Here is a 22,220-nt window from a genome sequence, read left to right as displayed (position 1 = left end):
CGCTATTCGGCGGCAACATGCTCCGCGCGGCAGCGGGCCAGATGGGCCCGCAGCGCCGCAGGCTTGATCGGCTTGTTGAACATCTCGATGTTCTTGGCCGCGGCTGCGGCCCGGACCGCCCGGCTCCGGTCGGCGGTCACCAGCAGGGCCGGGATGCCGGCGCCGAATTTCCACCTGAGACGAACGACCGCATCGATGCCGTTCCCGTCGTCAAGATGATAATCGATCACGATGATATCCGGGGTATCGCCGGTTTCCAGCAGCCTTTCAATGGCTTCCGCGTCGTCGCGCGCAGTGATGACCTTGCAGTTCCAGTTTTCCAGCAGATGACGCATGCCGCTCAGGATGTCCGGTTCGTTGTCGATCGCCAGCACGCATAGCCCGTCGAGTTGTCCTTTCGCGGGCGCAGTGCTCTGCAAGGGCGTTTCGAGCGGAACGGCAGCTGCGGTCGGCAGCGTGACGGCAAAGCAGGATCCCTTGCCCACAGCGGACCGCAGATCGACCGGATGCTCCAGGACATGGGCGATACGTTCGACGATGGAAAGACCCAGCCCGAGCCCCTTGGCGACCCGCATGCCGTCGTCGAGGCGATGGAATTCCTGGAAGATCACCTTCTGCTTGGTTCCCGGAACCCCCATGCCGGTGTCATGAACTTCGATGACCACCTTACCGTTCTTGCGCCTGCAGCCGACAAGGACGCGGCCTTTTGTCGTGTATTTGAGCGCGTTCGACACCAGGTTCTGAAGCAGGCGGCGCAACAGCCTGCGGTCCGAGCGCACCGAAACAGAAGTCGGCACGAACGTCAGTTCGAGGTTTCTTTCCCGTGCCACCGGTTCGAATTCGGTTTCCAGAGCGCGGAAAAGAACGTCGAGGCGGAAGACCGTCAGTTCCGGTTTCAGGGCGCCGGTATCGAGGCGGGAAATATCCAGCACCGCGCTGATGATGTCCTCGACCGATTCAAGCGCGCCTTCCACATTGCGCACCAGCGTTCCGGTTTCGCCGTCCTTCAGCTTTTCCACGAGGACCGATGAATAAAGCCGGGCCGCATTCAGCGGCTGCAGAATGTCGTGGCCAGCGGCAGCGAGAAAGCGCGTCTTGCCGATGTTTGCCTCTTCCGCGGCATGGGTCGCTTCCCGCAGGCGGTCATTCACATGGGTCAGTTCTTCGGTGCGTTCCCGAACCCGCCGTTCAAGGGTTTCGTTGGCGCGGGCGAGCGCGTCTTCGGCGAGCACGCGCTCGGTGATGTCCGTATAGGTGATCACGATACCGCCGTCGGGCATCGGACTGATCCGGACCTCGAGAACCGTGCCCGAAGAGGCAAGGCGCTCCTGATGGGTTTCCTGCGCGACGACCAGCTTTTCCAGGCGTTCCGATACGACGGCCTCTACCGGCCCGTCTCCGATTTCGCCGCGCTTGGCATTGTAGCGGACAATGGCGTCGAGCGTCGTGCCGACCTGGCCGTATTCGGTCGGCAGTTCGAGGAGATCGCGGAACTGCCGGTTCCAGCAGATCAGGCGCAGGTCCCGGTCGAACACGCCGATGCCCTGGCGAACCTGGTCGAGCGCGGTCTGCAGAAGGTCCCGGTTGTACTGGATCGCGGCCGAGGCGTCGTCGAGCAGCTTGACCGCTCCCTTCGTGGAAGGGTCATGGCGCTTGAGCATCAAGGACAGGACGAGGCGGGAGGAGGCCGCGCCGATGGCGCTGGCCAGCAGCTGTTCTGAAAACCTGAGCAGGCTGGCGTCCGCCGGAGCATTCGGATCCAGAACGCTGCCGCGCTCCTGCGCATAGCGGTTGAACGAGCGGTTGGCCCGCTCCTCGCCGAGATAACGCGCAAGCGTCGCCGTCAGGTCACCGGCCGTGACCGAGGTGCGCCAGAGCCTGAGGCTTGGAGCCGGGGCGATCTCGTCCGGCACGAAGATATTGGCCTGCAGCTTTTCCGCCGGCTCCGGGGCCCGTGTCAGGGAACCCGCCACGAAGAACAGGACGTTGATCAGCAGGCTCCACATGGTTCCGTGAATGAAGGGATCCATCTGAATTCCGAGAAGCGACTGCGGCTTCAGGAAGGCCAGGCCGAGCGGGCCGGTGTCCAGAATGGTCGAGGAGACGATGCCGGATTTTGCGAAAGTGGGCAGAAGCAGCGTGTAGAACCAGAAGGCGAAACCCGCAACCATTCCGGCGATCGCCCCGCGGGCCGTTGCCCTGCGCCAGACCAGGGCGCCGATGAAGGCGGGTGCGAACTGGGCTATGGCGGCAAACGACAAGAGGCCGATGGAGACCAGCGCCGCCGTGTCGCCGGCCGCCCGGTAATAGGCGTAGGCAAGCAGCAGAATGCCGAAAATCGCCATGCGCCGGATGCTCAGCAGATGGCGGCTCATGTCACGGCCGCCGGCGAGCAGTTCCTCTTCGCTGCGCCTGCGGAGGATCAGCGGCACGACGATGTCATTGCAGATCATGATCGCAAGCGCGACGGTTGCCACGATCACCATCGCTGTTGCCGCAGAAAGCCCGCCGATAAAGGCGAACATCGCCAGCCAGTGCTCACCGGCATCGAGGGGGAGCGCCAGCACGAAGGTGTCCGGATTGACGTCCTGACCGAAGCGCAGCAGGCCGGCAGCGGCAATCGGGACCACAAACAGGTTGATCAGGATCAGATAGAACGGAAACAGCCAGACGGCCCGGCGCAACTCTCCCTCGGAATTGTTTTCCGTCACCATCACGTGGAACTGGCGCGGCAGCATGACAACGGCGAAGGACGACAGCACCGTCATGACCAGCCAGTTTTCATGGTTGAGAGGCTGATCGAAGACGGCAGCCACTTCGGGCGCCCCGGAGATGGCGCGCACCAGGTCGATGGGACCGTCGTAGAGGGTAAAGGTCACCCAGATGCCGAGAGCAAGGAAAGCGACCAGCTTGACGATCGCTTCCGATGCGATGGCCAGCATCAGGCCTTCCTGGTGTTCGGTCGCATCGATATGCCGGGTGCCGAACAGCCATGTGAAAACGGCCATGCCGATGGCGATCAGCAAGGTGATGTCGTCGAAGACGGGAAAATAGCCTTCAGTCGGCGTAATGAGCGGGCCGACCATGGTGGTGATGGAAAGCGAGACCGCTTTCAGCTGCAATGCAATGTAGGGGATGATCCCGATCACGGCGATGATGGTGGCGACGGCGGCGACAGACTGGCTCTTGCCGTAGCGGGCGCCGATGAAATCCGCGATCGAGGTGATGCTTTCCGTCTTTGCGATGCGGATGATCCGGCGCAGGAGCGTGTAGCCGAGGCCGAAAACAAGCAACGGGCCGATATAGATCGTCAGGAATTCGATGCCGTTACGGCTCGCACCGCCGACAGAGCCGTAAAATGTCCAGGATGTACAGTAGACCGAAAGCGAAAGCGCATAGATCAACGGCCGTCCCCGCCCGGGGATGACGCGGCGCGGCATCCGGTCCCCGTAGCTGGCAATGGCAAACAGCAGGAGAATATACCCCACTGCAACCAGTATCACGACCCAACCTTCATTCATCATTTCAAGTCTGCGCCTTCCTCCCGGATGCGGCAGGACCGTCGGCCTGTTCCTGCTTTTTCATGTCCGCCGCCCTGAGATCGGATCACAACTGTGGCAGACTGTCCATTCGTCTTGGGGCGAAGACGTTTCCGAAGAACTCGCCGGCACGCGGATCGTTTTTTCTTAACGCAGGGTCATTTCCGGCGATAAACTACATGAAGGTTGCCGAGTCGTCGCTTCGACGCCGGCCCTTTCGCAGTGAGGAAGACCTGATGCTTAAGGAATTCAAAGAATTCGCCATGAAGGGCAACATGCTCGACATGGCGGTCGGTATCGTGATCGGCGCGGCCTTTTCCGCGATTGTTTCCTCGATGGTCGATGACATCATCATGCCGCCGATCGGCCTGATCCTCGGCAACATCGACTTCTCCGAGATCTTCATCATCTTGAAGCAGGGAACGCCGGAAGGTCCCTATGCGACAGTGGCCGCGGCCAAGGAAGCGGGCGCGGTCACCTGGAACCTCGGTCTGTTCATCAACGCTCTGATCAAGTTCGTCATCGTCGCTTTCGCCCTCTTCATCCTGGTCAAAGGCGTCAACAACCTGCGCCGCAAGGAAGAAGCGGCGCCCAAGGAACCGCCTGCACCCCCGCAGGATATCGTGCTGCTGCAGGAAATCCGGGACCTGTTGAAAAAGTAGAAAATGCGCGGGGCCGGCCGGCGGATTTACGCCGGTCCGCCATCGATATCGCCCGGACTTGTCTTGCCGCCGGGTGCTGTGGCCGAAGGTCGACTTTTCAAACCGGTCTCCCAACCGTTAGAAACTGGTCCGAAACCCTCTCGGCATTCTCATGACGACTTGACTATTGGAAAGGCTGCATACGTGGCGCGTGATGTAATTGGAGGCCTTCGGGCCGAGGCGAGGCTTGCGCCTGAAAGCGGCATCGTGGAAGTCGTGAATGCGGCGCGGAACCGGGAAGGCCTCATTCCGCTCTGGGTCGGTGAAGGCGATCTGCCGACCCCTGATTTCATCTGCAATGCGGCCAAGGCGTCGATGGATGCCGGGGAGACTTTCTACACCTATCAAAGGGGCATTCCCGAATTGAGGGAAGCTCTGGCCGGCTACCATCAGGACCTCTATCGCAAACCGTTCTCGCCCGAGCAGTTTTTCGTCACCGGCTCGGGAATGCAGGCAATGCAGATTGCCGTGCAATGCGTTGCAGGCGCGGGTGACGAGGTGGTTTTCCCCAGCCCGGCCTGGCCGAACCTCGCCGCCAGTGTCGGCATCATGGGCGCGCGCGCCGTGCCGGTCGCCATGGATTATGGCGATGACGGCTGGTCGCTCGACCCGCAAAAACTTTTTGATGCGGTGACGCCGCAAACGCGGGCAATTTACCTGAACTCGCCAAGCAATCCGACCGGCTGGGTCGCGGACCGGCAACTGCTGAATATCATCCTTGAGGAGGCGCGGGCGCGCGGCCTGTGGATCCTGGCCGACGAGGTCTACGGACGGTTTTCCTATCAGGGCACAGGTCCGGCCCCCTCCTTCTACGAGATCGCGGAACCGGACGACAGGATCCTGTTCATCAATACGTTTTCCAAGAATTGGGCCATGACCGGCTGGCGGATCGGCTGGCTTTCCGCGCCGCCGGAAATGGGACAGGTGATCGAAAACCTCATCCAGTACTCGACCTCCGGCGTGCCGGTCTTCAGCCAGCGCGCGGCGATTGCCGCCCTGACCGAAGGGGCCGGCTTCCTGAAACAGCAAATCGAACGGGCGGAAGGTGGACGGAGGATCGTCGTCGACGGCCTGTCGGAATCCAACCGGATCCGGTTGTCGGTGCCGGACGGCGCATTTTACCTGTTTTTCGGCATCGAGGGCATCGACGATTGCCGTCGCCTGGCGCTCGATCTGGTGGCCAGAACCGGCGTCGGCCTTGCTCCCGGGTCCGCTTTCGGATCGGGTGGCGAGGGCTTCCTGAGGCTGTGCTTTGCGCGGAACCCGGATCAGTTGAAGGTTGCTGTGGAGCGGATTGCCTCGGCTGCGGGCGATTTCCGATAAGGGCTTTTCTTGACTGGGTTAAGTAAATACCCTTAAGCAGGCATGCGAAATGTTGCGTTGGATCCGGGAATTCGACAATGGATGATACCGTCAGGCCAAACTTGGGAGTTACGTCATCGACGTCCGAGGCACGGCTTGCCAGCGTTTTTGATACGGCGGTCGACGGCATTGTCGTGATCAACGAGCGGTGCCAGGTGCTTGCCTTCAACAAGGCGTGCGAGAATCTTTTTGGCTACAAGGCGAGCGAACTGCTCGGTGACAATGTCAACAAGATCATGCCGATGGACTATGCAACCGCGCACGACGGCTACGTTCAGCGCTATCTCGATACCGGTCAAAAACGCATCATCGGCATCGGCCGCGAAGTCAGCGGTCGTCACAAGGACGGGACGGAATTTCCCTTGGAGTTGTCGGTTGGTGAGGCGTCGACCCCGGACGGACGGCAGTTCATCGGCATCTTGCGCGACCTGCGGCCTCGTCACTCCGTTGAGCAGCGGTTGGCGCAGGCGCAGGCGCAGCTGGTGCATATGACGCGGATCAGCGCAATGGATGAGATGGGCGCTGCGATCGCCCATGAGCTGAATCAGCCGTTGACCGCCATTCTGCTCTACCTGCAGGCCGTTTCGCGCAAGGCGAAAGCAAACGATTTACTCGATCAGCAATTGCTCAGCGTCATTGAAAAGGCGGTGGCAGAAGCCGAACGGGCCGGCGAAATCATTCAGCGCATGCGTGAGCTGGTCGAAAAGAAGGAACCGGAACGCACGGACATCGATGTGGAGGAATTCACCCGGGCCTGCATCGATCTTGTGGAGATGGGGCAGGGCGGGAAGCGCTCGATCATCCGCTATGAAGTCGAGCCCAACCTTCCGTTTTTACCGGCCGATCCGGTTCAGATCCGCCAGGTTCTGGTCAATCTTCTGCGCAATGCGCGTGAAGCCGTGTCCGACAGCGAGATCCAGGAAGTGCATCTGTCGGTGGTCGGTACGGAGGGCTTTATCGAGTTTCGGGTGCGCGATACCGGACCCGGTGTGCCCGAGGAAGTGGTACCCGAACTGTTCCGGGCCTTCTCCGGCAAGAAGCAGAAGGGTCTGGGGCTGGGGCTCGCGATTTCCCGGTCGATTGCCCAGAATCACGGCGGCGATTTGTTCCTCGATACAAACGCAATTAAGCCGGGAGCAACCTTTGTCCTGAAACTTCCGACTGGTAAACCGATGTATTCCGAGTCGGAAAGCTAGCTGTTGCGACAAGTCGCTGCGAATGAAATGAAAAGAACTGAATAGGGGCCGGACTTTATGACGAGCGAAGCGAAAGCCATTTACATTGTCGACGACGATCCGGCAGTCCGGGACGCATTATCGGTCGTGTTCAATCTCGAAGGCTTCGTCGTGGAAACGTTTTCCGATGGCGACACATTTGTGCAATCGGCCAGCAAAACCCACCCGGCATGCGTGATTCTGGATGTCCACATGCCTGGCCGGTCCGGAATCGATATTCTGAAAACGCTGAATGCGGAAAATTATCCCGCACCGATCTTCATCATTTCCGGACAGGGCGATATCCCGATGGCTGTTGAAGCCATTCGCAACGGGGCGTTCGATTTCATCGAGAAACCGTTTACCGCGGACAAGGTGGTCGAACGGATCAATCAGGGCATCGAGGCTGTCAAAAGGACAAGTTCCGACGAAATGCCGATGAATTTCTCCGGCGCGGATTTGCTGACCCGCCGGGAAAGCGAAGTCCTGAAGGAGATCACCGACGGCTCTTCGAACAAGGAAGTCGGTCGCAAGCTGGGCATCAGCCCGAGAACGGTAGAAGTGCACAGGGCACGGATCATGGAAAAGCTCGGCGCCCGGAATGCCGCAGACCTGGTTCGTATTGTCCTCGGACGCGCCTGACCAAAAGCCTTGCGTGCCTCGGGTAGTACGGGAAATTCCGGACTGTCGCTCCGGGGTATTTCCCCCCACATTGTCAGCAGGTCATCTACTGCCCGTGTTACTGCGTACATCGTTTAGTCTCGATATGATGTATTTTCGTGAGACACTTGCAGTCGTTTCAAGCTGAAAGAATCATCGTCTTGCGTGTTCATATAGTTGAAGATGATACGGCCGTTGCGGATGCGCTTTCGGTAGTCTTGAGCGATTTCGGCCATTCCGTGAAATGTTATCCGGATGGCGAAACGTTCTTGGAAACCGCGTCCCCGGTGTCCGAAGATGTCGTTATCGTCGACGTCGGCTTGCCCGGCATCGGCGGGGACGATGTGATCCTGCATCTCAATGCCATGCAGGATGTTCCGCGGATCATAGCGATTTCCGGAAAGCCGAAGAATGCGCTCGAGCGCCGCCTTTCCGGCTTGCCCGATCATGTCCTTTTGCGCAAGCCTTTGTCGCTAGCGGCTCTGACCGAACATCTTCTTAAGGCCTGACTAACCAAAACAGGGTTTCAGGCTATGTAGTTAACCCTACGCAGTCGACCGAATTACTCCTGCCATATATTATCACTAACGTAGATCATGCAGGGACGGCACAATCGTCGGACGGGACGTTGTGCCTCAGAGCGGCAAGGGTCGCAAAAGGCTATTCTTGCCAAGATGATCTGTTTCTTTCGACAGAGCCTTGCCTCTTAAAGGAGGGGAAAATGGCATATCTTCAGCATGAGTCCACCGGACAGGCTGCCATCCGGCACAATGCTTTCAACCACGTATCGGAAACGACGGGTGCATCGTTTGCGTCCTTCGGAGCCAAGCGCGCGAGCTTTGACGCTCACGATGTCATCTATTACGAAGGCGATCCCGCAAAACGGATTTACGAACTGGGCTCCGGGACGGTGATGCTTTTCAAGCTTCTTCCGGACGGACGCCGCCAGGTGGTCGAAGTTCTGCGCCCGGGCGACATCTTCGGATTGTCGAACGGTGACGAATACGACTGCACGGCCGAAACCCTGACGCCTTCCGAAGTCCACGAAATCGATCTGAAGCAGGTCGAGGCATCGGTCGATCTGCAGCGCAAGCTGACCAGATGCCTGACCCATCAGATGCATGTTCTGCATGAGCATGCCGTGCTTCTTGGGCGCAAGTCGGCCATCGAGCGTGTCGCCAGTTTCCTGATGTATCTCGTGCCGAACCGCGGTGGCGTCGGTTGCACCGGTCCTGCTGACGAAAACAACGACGGCTGCGACATCCATCTTCACATGACCCGGCAGGAAATCGCGGATTACCTTGGCCTGACGATCGAAACGGTCAGCCGTGTGGTATCCGAACTCAAGCGCCGCGGCGTCATCCGTATCGACAGAGCGGACAGGATCCATCTCAACAAGGTCTGCAGCCTCTGCCAGATGACGGGAATCCACTAGGATTTCGGGATCCTAACGAAAAGCACATAGCCCCATCGATCCGTGGAAGGCCGGTTTTCCGGCCTTCTCCTGTTTGCGCAGCAAATCGCATATAATACCGTTTCACACAGCCATGGAGTGGCGCGCGCCGGTATTGGCGTGACTGTCGGCGAGATAGGCATCGAAAGCCGCAGCGGCGAGCCGGACATAGGGTTGCCCGGCGCGTGTAATCTGCACGACGCCGTCGTCTTCCAGACTGACCAGTCCGTCCCTGACGAGTTCACCGAGTGCGGCTATCGAACCCTTAAGGGTTTCGATGTCTGTGCCATAACTCCGGCAGACGGCCTGAAGGTCGCAGCGATAATCGGTCATCAGCTGCTCGATGATCCGGCCTCTGAGCAGATCCTCGGTCGAAAGCGCCAGCCCGCGTGCGACCGGCAGCTTGCCGGCGAGAATCGCGCGGCGCCAGTTGCCGACATCGGGAATGTTCTGGACGTAGCCCTGGGTCAGGCGGCCGATCGAGGACACGCCGGCGCCAATGAGCTGCTCGCCCTGATCGGTCGTGTAGCCCTGGAAATTGCGTCTCAGGTCTCCGTTACGGATCGCGATTGCCATGGAATCGTCCTCGCGGGCGAAATGATCGAGCCCGATGGCCACATAGCCTGCGTCGATGAGATCGCGCCGTGCGACGTCGGCAAGTTCCAGACGTTCGGCAGGGCTCGGCAGGGTGCCTTCGTCGATCAGCTTCTGGTGCTTCTTCATCCAGGGAACATGCGCATAGCCGAAAAGCGCGACACGTCCCGGTTTGAGGCCGACCGTTCTGGCGACCGTGTCGCGGATTGTGTCCACCGACTGGGCGGGCAGTCCGTACATCAGGTCGAAGTTCAGGTTTTCCAGACCCGCGGCGCGCAGATGGGCGGTGGCCTGTTCAACAATCTCATAGGGCTGTATCCGGCCAATGGCCTTTTGAACCTCGGGATCGAAATCCTGAACGCCCAGGCTCGCCCGATTGACGCCGATTTCCGCCAGCGTATGGGCCAGCGATGAACCGACGACGCGCGGATCCAGCTCGATGGCGTGTTCCATGTCCGGCGCAAAGTCGAACAGGACACGCATCAGTCCGGCAAGATCGCGGAGGCTTGCTTCCGGAAGCAGGCTCGGCGTGCCGCCGCCCCAATGGATATGCTTGACCGGACCTGGGGACTTCAGGTGTCTTGCAATGAGTTCGAGTTCCTGGCCCAGTGTCTGTGCATAGGCCACAAGCGGCGCCTCCTGGCGGGTCGCCTTCGTGTGGCAGCCGCAATAGTGGCAGATCTCACGGCAATAGGGCACGTGGAGATAAAGGGACAGCGTATCCGTCGGCCCGAGCTTTTCCAGCCATTCCGCATAAACCTCATCGGTAATACCGCTGTGAAAATGCGGAGCGGTCGGATAACTCGTGTAGCGCGGAACGGTCCGCATGGCGTAGGTAAGAGCAGTGTCGGTCATGCCGCCAAAATGGTGTTCATTCCGACGGGTGTCCTTGATATCGCTCAAGAGCGCCGGAAACCGCGGCTGAAAAATCGGCCTGCCGGCAAACGCAGTCGGAGGGGAAATGTCAGACCCGTTCAAACCGGACCCGGACCGGCTTTGCCTCTACGGTTCGTTCGACAGTGCGAACCTGGTGGTTCGCTTTGTCCTGGAGGAATTGGGGCTCGATTACCGGTTCATTGCGGTGGACCGTGCCGTCCGCGCGAACAAGACGCCGGAATTTCTGAAGCTGAACCCGCAGGGTCTGCTGCCGGTTCTTGCCGATCCGGACCTGAGCGAGCCGGTGTTCGAAACGGCGGCCATCATCCTTTATCTCGCCGACAAGGCACAAGGGCTCGCGCCGCCATTTACCTCGCCGGAGCGCGGCCGGCTTCTGACATGGCTGTTCTACCTGTCCAACACGCTCCATGCCGACTTGCGCATCTCGTTCCGCCCTGAACGCTATGTGGCCGACGAAGCGGCCCGTTGGCATCTGATTTCCGGGCTTGAGGGGAGGTTGATCCAGGCGTTCGACCAACTGGAAAGCGCGTTCGAACGGTCGGGCGGGCTTTATGTATTAGGCGCGGAGCCGTCGATCGTGGATTTTTACGCCGCGACGTGCGCCAGATGGTATCAGCTTTATCCGGAGCCTAAGGCGTTCAACCGAAGTGCCTGGCCACGGCTGACGGCAATGATCGCAAAGCTGCAGACCCGACCCGCCGTTATTCGCGCCAGGGAGATGGAGCAGATACCCGGTCCTGCGTTTCTTGATCCGCAACGGCCCGCCATCGATCCAGCGGCGCTGACCGGAATCTAGGAAAAGCGATCTGGAACTCTTGTTGAATCTTGCCTGTAACCGTCTTTGTGTCTGCAAGGGGATCTTTCGTTGAGTGAGAAAATGCCGGTGGCCTCAGCGCTGCGCCGGACCGGGTTGACATTTGCGCTGGGCGCGCTCGGCGGCACGCTCTTTTATGCGATCGGGTTGCCGGCCTCCTGGCTTGCAGGCGCCATGATTTTCGTGGCGGCAGCCGCACTGGCACGCGTTCCGGTCGATCTGCCGGACAGGATGCGCGACGGCTTTTTCGTCATTCTCGGCCTGTCAATGGGGGGAGGGGTCAGGCCGGATGTGATCGACCGGGTCGCCCAATGGCCTGCGACGATGGCACTGCTGGCGGTGACCCTCGTGCTGGTCACCGCAGCGACCTATGTCTTCCTGTTTCGATTCGCCCGTTGGGATCGGGAATCGGCTTTTCTGGGCGCCATTCCCGGCGCCTTGTCATTCGTCATGGCAATTGCGGCCGAACGGAGGGCCGACCAGGCGCGAATTGCCGCCTCGCAAACGGTGCGCCTGGTGATTCTGGTTTCCGTTCTGCCGCTGGTGATTACATCGACGGCTTCCCACGGGCAGCAACCGGCCGTTCCTGAGGCATTTCCGGGCTGGGCAGACGGCGCCGTTCTCCTTGTTGCCTGTCTGGCCGCAAGCCTTCTGGCGGTGCGCCTGCGTGTGCCGGGCGGATGGCTGACCGGAGCCTTTTTCATGAGTTCCGCGATCAATGTGACCGGTCTCATGCCGGTCGCGCTGCCCCAATGGATCCTCGTCCCCTGCTATATCGGGCTGGGCTGCTTCATCGGCAGCCGGTTCAGCTCGACGACATTCTCCCTGTTTCTGGGGATGCTCAAGGCATCCCTGGGGGCGATCGTTGTCGGGCTTTGCGTTTCCCTGGCGGTGGCCTGGATCGCATCCGTTCTGCTGGGGCTGCCGTTCGGCCAGCTGCTGCTTGCCTATGCGCCCGGCGGGCTGGAGGTCATGACACTGTTGTCCTTCATGCTCAACCTCGATCCGGCCTTCGTCGCGGCGCACCAGCTTGCGCGCTATATCTCGATGGTGCTGCTGCTACCTTTTATCACAGGCCTTTTGCTCGGCCGGAGACCGAATGAGTCCAGAACGGGGCGAAACTGAGGCTTCCCGCACTGCAGCGCGGACTTATCCAGCCTTATTGTCGCAGGGTCCAATTGACCCAGCGGCATTGTGTCGGCGATCTTTCTTAAGCGGTTTCAATCATTCTTGATTTGAATCAACGTCAGGACGATCCCGCCGTGCGCATGGTCGGGCCATCGTTGGCACTCTGTAACGATTTTAAAGACTGGGGCGCGAAATATGGCACAGACAAAGGCCAGATTCATTTCGCTGGAAGAAGGCTTCTTTGCGGCTTTCCTCGTAGCGTTGGCATTCGCTTGCCTGATCATAGCAGGCAAGACATACGATCAAGTGATGGCTTTCCACACCGGGATTGGGGCACTGGCTGCCGCTGTCAGTGTGTTCGTCATCTTCAAAAGTTACTTCGACAGCGACGGGATGCCGATCCCGCAGGAGATCGACGGTAAACCGAACTACAACATGGGGCCGGTCAAGTTCGGCGCCGTGGCTGCCATGTTCTGGGGCATCGCCGGTTTCACGGTCGGCCTGATCATCGCATCGCAACTCGCCTTTCCGGCGTTGAATTTCGATTTGCCGTGGACGAATTTCGGCCGCATGCGCCCGCTGCATACCTCGGCGGTGATCTTCGCCTTTGGCGGCAACGTGCTGCTGGCGACTTCCATGTATGTGGTTCAGCGGACCAGCCGGGCGCGGATGCCGGGCAAGGTCCTGCCGTGGTTCGTCATTATCGGTTACAACGTTTTCATCGTCATCGCGGGTACGGGCTACCTGCTCGGCGTCACCGAATCCAAGGAATACGCGGAGCCGGAATGGTACGCCGACCTGTGGCTGACCATCGTCTGGGTCGCTTACCTGTTCCTGTTCCTCGGCACGATCTGGAAGCGCAAGGAACCGCACATCTATGTGGCCAACTGGTTCTATCTCGCGTTCATCGTCACCATCGCCATGTTGCACCTCGTCAACAACGCGACCGTTCCGGTCTCCGTGTTCGGCACCAAGTCGTACATCGTCTGGTCGGGCGTGCAGGATGCCATGGTGCAGTGGTGGTACGGACACAACGCGGTGGGCTTCTTCCTGACCGCGGGCTTCCTGGCGATCATGTATTATTTCGTGCCCAAGCGTGCTGATCGTCCGGTCTACTCCTACCGTCTGTCGATCGTGCACTTCTGGGCGCTGATCTTCATCTACATCTGGGCCGGCCCGCACCACCTGCACTACACGGCTCTGCCGCAGTGGGCATCGACCCTGGGTGCGACCTTCTCCATCATCCTGTGGATGCCGTCCTGGGGCGGTATGATCAACGGCCTGATGACGCTTTCGGGCGCCTGGGACAAGCTCCGCACGGATCCGGTCCTGCGCATGATGGTGGTGTCCGTCGCCTTCTACGGCATGTCCACCTTCGAAGGCCCGCTGATGTCGATCCGTTCGGTCAACTCGCTGTCGCACTATACTGACTGGACCATCGGTCACGTTCATTCCGGTGCGCTCGGCTGGGTGGGATACATCTCCTTCGGCGCGCTCTACTGCCTCATCCCGTGGCTGTGGAACAAGCGGGGCCTGTATTCGCTGAAGCTGGTGGACTGGCACTTCTGGCTGTCGACGATCGGCATCGTTCTCTACATCTGCTCCATGTGGGTGTCCGGGATCATGCAGGGTCTTATGTGGCGTGCCTACGACCAGCTCGGTTTCCTGGAGTACTCCTTCATCGAAACCGTTGAGGCGATGCATCCCTTCTACATCATCCGTGCTCTCGGCGGTGCCCTCTTCGTCACCGGCGCCCTGATCATGGCCTACAATCTCTGGATGACCGTTCGCCACGGCGAGGCTGAAGAAGCCGAAGCCACCGCTGCGGGCTCCCTGGCTGCGGCCGAATAAGGGGGAGAACACGAAATGTCTGTATGGGCTAAACACCAAATCCTTGAAAAGAACTCGATCATCCTCCTTCTCGGCATCCTTCTGATGGTCGCCATCGGCGGCCTGGTCGAGATCGCCCCGCTCTTCTATCTGAAGAGCACGATCGAAAAGACCGAAGGCATGCGGCCCTATACGCCGCTCGAATTGGCCGGTCGCAACATCTACATCCGTGAGGGCTGTTATCTCTGCCATTCGCAGATGATCCGTCCGATGCGTGACGAGCTGGAGCGGTACGGCCATTTCTCGCTGGCGGCGGAGTCGATGTACGACCACCCGTTCCAGTGGGGGTCCAAGCGGACGGGACCGGATCTCGCCCGTGTCGGCGGCAAGTACTCCGATGCATGGCATGTCGGTCACCTGACCGATCCACGTTCGGTCGTTCCCGCGTCGATCATGCCCGGTTACCCCTTCCTGAAGGAAACCAAGCTGAACACGCGTGACATCGCGGCTCATCTGAAGACCAACAAGATCATCGGCGTTCCCTACACCGAAGATCAGATCGGCGAAGCGGCCAAGGACATTCTTGCCCAGGCTAATCCGGACACGGATGCGGCTGACGCATTCCTGGAACGCTATCCGTCCGCCACCGTGCGCGACTTCGACGGCAATCCGAACGAAGTCACGGAGATGGACGCGCTTGTCGCTTATCTCCAGATGCTCGGTACGCTGGTCGATTTCTCGATCTACGACGACAAGGCAAACCTGAGGTAAGGCAATGGACGAGACATACACCGCAGTCGCGGCCTTTGCACAAACGTGGGGCCTTATCTACTTCATGATCCTGTTTGGCATCGTGCTCGCCTACGCACTCTGGCCGAAGAATCGCAAGACCTTCGACGATGCTTCCCAGATCCCGTTCCGGGAGGACTGATCCATGGCCGATATCCATCACAAGGAAATCGATGAAATTTCAGGCGTCGAGACCACCGGTCACGAGTGGGACGGACTGAAGGAACTCAACAACCCTCTGCCGAAATGGTGGCTGTATCTGTTCTATGCGTGTATCGTCTGGGCGATCGGTTACTGGGTGGTCTACCCCTCCTGGCCGCTGATTTCCGGCTATACCCATGGGGTTTTCGGCGACAGCCAGCGGGCCGATGCAATCGCCACCTATGACAAGGCGATTGCCGACCGGTCTCACCTGGGCGACCAGCTGGTCAACGCGTCCTTCGACGAAATCCTGAGCACCCCGGCACTGCTGGAGTTCGCTCTGGCAAACGGTCAGGCCGCGTTCGGCGACAACTGTGCGCCCTGCCACGGTTCCGGCGGTACAGGGGCGGTCGGTTATCCGAACCTTCAGGACGATTCCTGGATCTGGGGCGGAACGCTGGACGATATCCAGACCACGTTGCTCTACGGTATCCGTTCCGGCAACGATGATGCCCGGATCGCTGAAATGCCGGCCTTCGGCAAGGATGAGCTCCTGACGAAGGAAGAGATCGATCAGGTGGCGAATTTCGTCGCCTCCAAGGCCGGTCTCGAACCGGAAGCGGGTGTCGATCTGGCTGCCGGGGAAACCGTCTTCACGGACAACTGCGCAGCCTGCCACGGCGAGGACCTGAAAGGCATCCAGGACACAGGTGCACCGAGCCTGCTGTCTGCGAACTACCTTTATGGAAAGTCGCTCAAGGCCATCAAGGCACAGGTGAATTCACCCCGTCACGGCGTGATGCCGGCCTGGGTGGGCCGCCTGGATCCGGCGACGATCAAGTCGCTTGCTGTCTACGTCCACTCCTTCGGTGGCGGTCAGTAGGAAGACGGCTTTTCAGGGCCGAAATTGATCCGGCGCAAAGGGAACTTTCCCGCGCCGGATTAAACTCAAAGCAAATGAGAGAACCGGGCCGGCGGCAATCCGGCCCGGAGGACGACGGGATCCCTGTGGGGCGGGGTCTGGAACAAGAAGGACGGACGGCATGACCGCCGAGACCGAAGCTGCCAATGCTGAGCAGCCGGACGAATGGTTCGCCTCAGCGAAAAAAATCTTCCCCATGGCCGTGCACGGAAAGTTCCGCACGATCAAATGGGTGATCCTCTTCATCACTCTTGGACTCTACTATTTCCTTCCCTTCATCCGCTATGACCGCGGACCGGATGCGCCGGGACAGGCGCTCCTGATCGATCTGCAGGCACGGCGCGCCTACTTCTTCTTTATCGAGATCTGGCCGCAGGAGGTCTATTATCTCACCGGCCTTCTGATCCTGGCCGCGGTGGCCCTGTTCCTGATGAACGCGGTGGCCGGACGCGTGTGGTGCGGCTACCTGTGTCCGCAAACGGTCTGGACGGACCTGTTTCTCTGGGTCGAACGCAAGGTGGAAGGCGACCGGCGCGAGCGTATCGCGCTCGATAATGCGCCCTGGTCGGTCAACAAGATCACCCGGCGCGCCATCAAGCACTTCTTCTGGTTGATGATCGCCTGGTGGACCGGCGGCGCCTGGGTTCTTTATTTTGCCGATGCGCCGACGCTCGTCTATGACCTGGCGACATTCCAGGCGCCCTGGAGCGCCTATCTGTGGATCGGCATCCTGACGACCACGACCTATCTGCTTGCCGGTTTCATGCGCGAGCAGGTCTGCATCTACATGTGCCCCTGGCCGCGGATCCAGGCCGCCCTGACGGATGAAAAAGCCCTGAACGTCACCTATCGCTGGGACCGGGGCGAGCCGCGCGGATCTCTCAAGCAGAACCAGGCGCTCGCACTCAAGGGCCTTCCTGCCGGCGACTGTATCGATTGTCATCAGTGCGAATACGTCTGCCCGACCGGCGTGGACATCCGCAAGGGGCTGCAGCTCGACTGCATCCAGTGCGGCCTGTGTATCGATGCCTGCGACAACGTCATGACCAAGATCGGCAAGCCCACGGGCCTGATCGCCTACGACACGGACGAGAACATCCAGCGCCGGATCGACGGCAAGGATTCGGTCTACGAGATCGTCCGGGTGCGCACGGTCGTCTATGCGGCGATCATCGCCGTCGTCGGCGCAATCATGCTGTTCGCCCTGCTGACACGGGATTTCGCGGGCATCAATGTCCTGCACGACCGCAACCCGATCTTCGTGACCCAGTCCGACGGATCGGTGCGCAACGGCTACACCGTGCGCCTGCTGAACAAACGCTCGCATGCGCGCCACTTCATGCTGCATGTCGAAGGCATGCCGGCAGGCACGAAGGTGGAAGCTGTCGGTGTCGAAAACGTCTTCGCGGACCGTCCGATTATCGAGGTCGACCCGGACACGACCCGTGAGGTGCGCATTCTGGTCACGTCGCCTCCAGGTGTTAAGATGCCTGCAAGCACGCCCGTGAAGTTCCGCCTGACGGAATCGGTCATGGGTGAAGTCGTGACCGCAGACGACTACTTCAAGGCGCCGTAACAAGCGCGTTTCAGGAGAGTGAGATGACGACACAATCCGGCATGCATCACCGGAAGGCGTTTACCGGAAAGACGATGCTCTTGTGGCTGTTCGGCTTTTTCGGCGTCGTCTTCGCGGCGAACGGCGTCTTCGTCTGGCTCGCGGAGTCGTCCTTCCCCGGCGTTACGGTGGAAAGCGCCTATTCGGCGAGCCAGGCCTACAACCAGTCCATCGCATCGGCCAGGGAACAGGCCGCGCGGGGCTGGGAGGTGGATGCGGGCCTGTCCCGGACGAAGGAAACAGCCGCCCATCTGGAGGTGACCGCCCTGGACCGGACCAGGTCTCCGCTCTCCGGTCTCGCCTTTACCGCAACCTTGCAGCATCCGGCGCATGACGGCAAAATTTCCGTCATGCTGGATGAACGGGGTTCCGGTCGTTACAGCGCCGATCTTTCGGATGTGCCGGCCGGAAACTGGTATCTGGTCCTGGAGGCCAAGAGCGGCGAGGAGCGGGTGTTCCGTTCCGAAAACCGCGTGTTCCTCAAAGACTGACACAAAGACTGCAGCGAGGCGCTGGTGAGTGTCCACATGCGCGATTGGGATGCCTTTGTAACTCCGGCGGAGGACGGTGCCGTCCACATGGACCTTGCCGTGGAAGGCATCACCTGCGCCGCCTGCATGGGCGAGATCGAACGCGGATTGTCCCGCCTGCCGGGCATCCGCAAGGCCCGGGTCAACCTGACCAACCAGAGACTTGCCGTCGACTGGGTCCGGGAGGAAACCGGCGCTGACGATATTGTCGCGGCGCTCTCCCGTCTCGGCTACAAGGCCCACCCCTTCGATCCGGCAAGCCAGCGGGAACGGCAGGACAAGCATGGCAAGGAATTGCTGCGCGCGCTCGCCGTCGCCGGTTTTGCGGGCATGAACATCATGCTTCTGTCGATATCCGTCTGGGCAGGGAACGCAACGGATATCACGCCGGAAACGCGGGATTTCTTTCACTGGATCTCGGCCCTGATCGCCCTGCCGACAATTGCCTACTCGGGCCGGCCGTTTTTCCGCAGCGCGATCGGCGCCCTGAAGGCGGGCCGGATGAACATGGACGTGCCCATCATGATCGGGGTGCTTCTGGCCGTCATCCTGTCCGTCGTCCAGACAATGCAGCATCAGCACGAGGCCTATTTCGAATCCGCGGTGATGCTCCTGTTCTTTCTGCTGGTCGGCCGGTATCTCGATCACAACATGCGTGGCAAGACCCGCTCCTTTGCCGAAAACATTGCCGCCCTGAAGGCGGAAGTTGCAGCCCGTATCGGAGCGGACGGAACGGTCCGCGAAGTTCCCCTTTCCAAGGTGCAGCCCGGCGATCTGGTCCTGGTCACGGCCGGCGAACGGGTCCCGGTCGACGGGGTGGTCGAAGAAGGCGTGTCGGAAATCGACCAGAGCCTGGTGACCGGGGAAAGCGTCCTCGCGACCGTCCGCAAGGGGGGGGAAGTCTATGCCGGAACGCTGAACGGCGAAGGCGCGCTGAAGGTTCGCGTGCGGGCGGCGTCCGGGGCCACCTTGCTGGACGAGGTGAACCGTCTTCTGGAAGCCGCCGCCCAGGCGAAGTCGGCCTACGTCCGCCTTGCGGACAGGGCCGCCCGGCTTTATGCGCCGCTGGTTCACGGCGCTGCGGCGCTGACCTTCATCGGCTGGTGGCTGGCGGGTTTCGGATGGCAGCCGTCTCTGGTGATTGCCATTTCCGTGCTCATCATCACCTGCCCCTGCGCACTCGGGCTGGCCGTTCCCGCGGTTCAGGTGGTGGCTTCCGGACAATTGTTCCGCTCCGGTGTGCTGTTGAACGCAGGCGATGCAATCGAACGGCTGGCGGACGCGGACACGATCGTCTTCGACAAGACCGGAACGCTCACCTCCGCCGAACCCCGGCTTCTGGAACCGGGAAAGGAGGAGGACAGCCTGCTCCATCTGGCCGGGCGCCTGGCCCTTTCAAGCCGTCATCCGCTGTCTCTGGCCCTGGTTCGGGCCGGCGGCGCGCTTGTGCCCTTCGACCATGTGACGGAGATGGCCGGTGCAGGCGTCGAGACACGGGTGGGCGGTGAACCGTTGCGCCTCGGCAGTCCGGCGTTTTGCGGTGCGGATGATGACGAGGTCTGCAAGGTGCTGACGCAACACCCGGGCGTGTCACTTCTGGCCGTCCGGTTGGGCGACAACCCGCCCCGGCTGTTGCCGATCAGCCAGAAACTCCGGTCAGATGCGATCGAAACCGTCACCGCCTTGAAGGCGCTGGGCTATTCTCTTGAGATCCTGTCCGGCGACCGGCAGGACGCGGTGAGGGCGGCCGCCGAAGATCTGGGCATAGAGAGCTGGCAGGCGGAGGTCCGCCCCGCCGACAAGATTGCCCGCCTGAACGAACTTAAGGCCTCCGGACGGAAGGTGCTGATGGTGGGAGACGGGCTCAACGACGCGCCGGCGCTCGCCGGTGCCTATGTGTCCCTGTCACCCGTTACGGCGGTTCACCTGAGCCAGACGGCTGCGGACGCCGTCTTTCTCGGCGACCGGCTGGCCCCGGTTGCAGACACCCTTCGGATCTCGAAAAAGGCCCGGCGGGCGATCGAGCAGAACCTCTGGATTTCGGCCCTTTACAATGTCATTGCCGTACCGGTGGCCGTCGCCGGTTTCGTGACTCCGCTGATGGCGGCCGTTGCCATGTCCGCGTCGTCCATCGTCGTGACGGCAAATGCACTCAGGCTGCGCTGGGGCGAGGGGCTCCGGGAAGGCCGGGAGGAATAAATGGACGTCCTGATCTATCTGATCCCGATCGCGCTTTTCCTCGGTCTTCTCGGACTGGGGGCGTTCCTGTGGACGCTGAAAAGCGGTCAGTATGACGACCTGGAAGGGGCGAAGTGGCGCATTCTCGATGACGACGACCTGCCCGATGAGGACCGTCCGTACTCGGAAAACCGAAACGGTCTGTAGCGGAGACCCGCCGGCTCAGGCACGTCATGCCTCAGCCGAGCAGTGTCCCGATAATCATGGTGGCCGCTATCAGCACCAGCGCGATGCCTGACAGCAACAGGAAATTTGCCCGGAGCGGCATATAGTTACCGGCCGCGCGAGGACCTTGCACGAAGGTTAGCGGCTTGTCCGGACCTTTTGGAATTTGTCTGCTCGACATACATACACCCGCCGACAAATGAAAGAAGAAGATACACTTCAACGTGTCTGGATTAACGTCACAACTATAAAAGGCCGGTTAAGAACGGTTCTTCCGTATAATGAATTATCGGCAATATTACCGTAAAGTAAAGTAAGGTATCATTAAGAATGCCTTTTTGGAAAAAAGGCGCCTCCGGTCTTCGGCCTGGCATGTGCCCGAAATCCGGCCTAGGTATCGCGGATAATCATGCGGCGGCGACGGCAATCGGGGCGGCCGGGCAGCGATTTTTACGCAAATTGAACTCACTAACCCTCTTTTCAGACTTTTATGGCAGGTTGCCGTTACAAAATGGAGAAAAAAGGTGAGCCTCGATCTTGCCTCGTTGACATTTTTGCTGGTTGAAGACAGTGCCTACATGCGCACCATCTTGCGGACCATGCTGCAGGGCTTCGGCGCCCGGCGCATTGTCGAGGCGGAAGATGGCGCATCGGGCCTGGAAGCGATGGACCGTGCAAATCCGGATATCCTTATCCTCGACTGGGTCATGCCGATCCTCGACGGAGCGGATATGGTGCGCATGATCCGCAGCCCCAACAATCCCTTCGCCTATATTCCGATCATCATGGTGACCGCCCATACAGAGCGGAGCCGGATTGTCGAAGCGCGCCGTCTGGGCGTGCACGAGTTGCTGTCCAAGCCGATCTCCGCCAAGGCGCTGTATCAGCGGGTGTCGAGCGTCATTCTGCACCCGCGCGATTTCATCAAGACATCCACCTATTTCGGCCCTGCGCCGCGGGAAATCCGCAACCGCCAGAAGATCTGGCAGGGTGGGCCCCAACAAGGTGGTGAAGGGGCCGAACAGAACGCCAGCGTCGGCTAGCAGAAAAGAGCTTTCCTGCTTCGATCCGTTTCCACCGCTGGAAATAATCCGCCGAGTCATGTCTAAAGGACGCCGCAGTCCGGTCATCAGTCTCCGGCCACGCACCGTTCATGCGACCGCTATTCCGGAGGAGGTTTGCCGTGTCGAAAATCGTTTATATTCTGAATGGCCCCAACCTTAACCTGCTCGGCAAGCGCGAGCCGGCAATCTACGGCCATGAGACCCTGGCCGATGTGGAGGCGAATTGCCGGCGCTATGCAGCCGAGCATGGTGTCGAACTGCGGTTCCACCAAAGCAATGCCGAATACGAGTTGATCAACTGGATCCACGAAGCGCGCGAATGCGCTTGCGGATTGATCATCAATCCCGCGGCGCTCACCCACACCTCGGTCGCCATCCTCGATGCCCTGAACGCCTGCGATTTTCCGGTGTTCGAGATCCACATCACAAACGTTCACAAGCGCGAACCCTTCCGGCACAAGTCCTATGTGTCCTTGCGCGCCGACGGCGTGATCGCCGGATGCGGTATTCAAGGCTATGAGCTCGCCTTCATGCGGCTGATGAAGCTCGCGGGATAGGTCGCTT

21 protein-coding genes are annotated in these 22,220 nt (G+C 60.3%); 18 read left to right on the top strand and 3 right to left on the bottom strand.

All coding sequences use genetic code 11. The features are described 5' to 3' along the window. Positions 1 to 2 precede the first annotated feature (2 nt). Entirely contained in the window at positions 3 to 3,521 is a 3,519-nt protein-coding gene (locus tag HK439_RS12245) for a PAS domain-containing hybrid sensor histidine kinase/response regulator (RefSeq protein WP_190291862.1), read from the bottom strand. A gap of 254 nt (positions 3,522 to 3,775) precedes the next feature. Here HK439_RS12245 and mscL point away from each other — a divergent pair, with 254 nt between their 5' ends. The 6 genes from mscL (at position 3,776) to HK439_RS12215 (ending at position 8,911) form a co-directional block, all read left to right on the top strand. After that, positions 3,776 to 4,201, top strand: coding sequence for a large conductance mechanosensitive channel protein MscL (mscL, locus tag HK439_RS12240; RefSeq protein WP_190291792.1), 426 nt, complete (start codon positions 3,776 to 3,778; stop codon positions 4,199 to 4,201). Between the two features lie 183 nt (positions 4,202 to 4,384). Beyond that, positions 4,385 to 5,563: a pyridoxal phosphate-dependent aminotransferase gene (locus HK439_RS12235; protein ID WP_328804149.1), complete on the top strand. Its 1,179-nt coding sequence runs from the start codon at positions 4,385 to 4,387 to the stop codon at positions 5,561 to 5,563. Positions 5,564 to 5,640: 77 nt separating this feature from the next. Next, positions 5,641 to 6,798, top strand: coding sequence for a two-component system sensor histidine kinase NtrB (locus HK439_RS12230; RefSeq protein WP_190291790.1), 1,158 nt, complete (start codon positions 5,641 to 5,643; stop codon positions 6,796 to 6,798). 57 nt (positions 6,799 to 6,855) lie between these two features. After that, the gene (locus HK439_RS12225) at positions 6,856 to 7,458 is read left to right on the top strand and encodes a response regulator transcription factor (protein ID WP_190291789.1); all 603 of its coding nucleotides are present in this window, start codon (positions 6,856 to 6,858) and stop codon (positions 7,456 to 7,458) included. Positions 7,459 to 7,595: 137 nt separating this feature from the next. Then, entirely contained in the window at positions 7,596 to 7,985 is a 390-nt protein-coding gene (locus HK439_RS12220; protein WP_328804148.1) for a response regulator, read from the top strand. 212 nt (positions 7,986 to 8,197) lie between these two features. Continuing rightward, positions 8,198 to 8,911, top strand: a complete 714-nt coding sequence (locus HK439_RS12215) for a Crp/Fnr family transcriptional regulator (protein WP_190291787.1) — start codon at positions 8,198 to 8,200, stop codon at positions 8,909 to 8,911. A 102-nt stretch (positions 8,912 to 9,013) separates the two neighbouring features. Here HK439_RS12215 and hemN read toward each other — a convergent pair whose 3' ends face one another. Next, the gene (gene hemN, locus HK439_RS12210) at positions 9,014 to 10,378 is read right to left on the bottom strand and encodes an oxygen-independent coproporphyrinogen III oxidase (RefSeq protein ID WP_190291786.1); all 1,365 of its coding nucleotides are present in this window, start codon (positions 10,376 to 10,378) and stop codon (positions 9,014 to 9,016) included. Between the two features lie 106 nt (positions 10,379 to 10,484). Here hemN and HK439_RS12205 point away from each other — a divergent pair, with 106 nt between their 5' ends. The 10 genes from HK439_RS12205 (at position 10,485) to ccoS (ending at position 20,574) form a co-directional block, all read left to right on the top strand. Then, entirely contained in the window at positions 10,485 to 11,216 is a 732-nt protein-coding gene (locus HK439_RS12205) for a glutathione S-transferase family protein (RefSeq protein ID WP_190291785.1), read from the top strand. Positions 11,217 to 11,285: 69 nt separating this feature from the next. Then, positions 11,286 to 12,359, top strand: coding sequence for an AbrB family transcriptional regulator (locus HK439_RS12200; protein ID WP_209011763.1), 1,074 nt, complete (start codon positions 11,286 to 11,288; stop codon positions 12,357 to 12,359). 198 nt (positions 12,360 to 12,557) lie between these two features. Further along, positions 12,558 to 14,213 carry a cytochrome-c oxidase, cbb3-type subunit I gene (ccoN, locus tag HK439_RS12195; RefSeq protein ID WP_190291784.1) on the top strand — a complete coding sequence of 552 codons (1,656 nt, stop codon included), beginning with the start codon at positions 12,558 to 12,560 and terminating at the stop codon, positions 14,211 to 14,213. A 15-nt stretch (positions 14,214 to 14,228) separates the two neighbouring features. Continuing rightward, the gene (gene ccoO / locus HK439_RS12190; RefSeq protein WP_190291783.1) at positions 14,229 to 14,963 is read left to right on the top strand and encodes a cytochrome-c oxidase, cbb3-type subunit II; all 735 of its coding nucleotides are present in this window, start codon (positions 14,229 to 14,231) and stop codon (positions 14,961 to 14,963) included. 4 nt (positions 14,964 to 14,967) lie between these two features. Beyond that, positions 14,968 to 15,123 (top strand): cbb3-type cytochrome c oxidase subunit 3, encoded by a 156-nt coding sequence (locus HK439_RS12185; RefSeq protein WP_190291782.1) that lies wholly within the window; start codon positions 14,968 to 14,970, stop codon positions 15,121 to 15,123. Between the two features lie 3 nt (positions 15,124 to 15,126). Continuing rightward, positions 15,127 to 16,005 (top strand): cytochrome-c oxidase, cbb3-type subunit III, encoded by an 879-nt coding sequence (gene ccoP / locus HK439_RS12180; protein WP_190291781.1) that lies wholly within the window; start codon positions 15,127 to 15,129, stop codon positions 16,003 to 16,005. Positions 16,006 to 16,165: 160 nt separating this feature from the next. After that, positions 16,166 to 17,620, top strand: a complete 1,455-nt coding sequence (gene ccoG, locus HK439_RS12175) for a cytochrome c oxidase accessory protein CcoG (RefSeq protein ID WP_190291780.1) — start codon at positions 16,166 to 16,168, stop codon at positions 17,618 to 17,620. Between the two features lie 23 nt (positions 17,621 to 17,643). Then, a complete protein-coding gene (locus tag HK439_RS12170) occupies positions 17,644 to 18,150 on the top strand; it encodes a FixH family protein (RefSeq protein WP_190291779.1) in 507 nt (168 codons plus the stop codon). 36 nt (positions 18,151 to 18,186) lie between these two features. Continuing rightward, positions 18,187 to 20,388, top strand: a complete 2,202-nt coding sequence (locus tag HK439_RS12165) for a cation-translocating P-type ATPase (RefSeq protein ID WP_209011762.1) — start codon at positions 18,187 to 18,189, stop codon at positions 20,386 to 20,388. Next, the gene (gene ccoS / locus HK439_RS12160) at positions 20,389 to 20,574 is read left to right on the top strand and encodes a cbb3-type cytochrome oxidase assembly protein CcoS (protein WP_190291777.1); all 186 of its coding nucleotides are present in this window, start codon (positions 20,389 to 20,391) and stop codon (positions 20,572 to 20,574) included. It begins immediately after the preceding gene. A 31-nt stretch (positions 20,575 to 20,605) separates the two neighbouring features. Here ccoS and HK439_RS12155 read toward each other — a convergent pair whose 3' ends face one another. After that, positions 20,606 to 20,773, bottom strand: coding sequence for a hypothetical protein (locus HK439_RS12155; RefSeq protein ID WP_190291776.1), 168 nt, complete (start codon positions 20,771 to 20,773; stop codon positions 20,606 to 20,608). 343 nt (positions 20,774 to 21,116) lie between these two features. On the opposite strand from HK439_RS12155, the gene HK439_RS12150 reads away from it, so the two are divergent. Together HK439_RS12150 and aroQ are read left to right on the top strand one after the other, a co-directional pair. Beyond that, positions 21,117 to 21,635, top strand: coding sequence for a response regulator (locus tag HK439_RS12150; RefSeq protein ID WP_190291775.1), 519 nt, complete (start codon positions 21,117 to 21,119; stop codon positions 21,633 to 21,635). A 140-nt stretch (positions 21,636 to 21,775) separates the two neighbouring features. Further along, positions 21,776 to 22,213 (top strand): type II 3-dehydroquinate dehydratase, encoded by a 438-nt coding sequence (gene aroQ / locus HK439_RS12145; protein ID WP_190291774.1) that lies wholly within the window; start codon positions 21,776 to 21,778, stop codon positions 22,211 to 22,213. The last annotated feature ends 7 nt before the right edge of the window (positions 22,214 to 22,220 follow it).

Source organism: Roseibium aggregatum (assembly GCF_014692675.1).
Taxonomy (GTDB): domain Bacteria; phylum Pseudomonadota; class Alphaproteobacteria; order Rhizobiales; family Stappiaceae; genus Roseibium; species Roseibium aggregatum_C.
The sequence above is the reverse complement of the archived record's forward strand: the minus strand, read 5'-3'. Positions and strand labels throughout refer to the sequence as shown.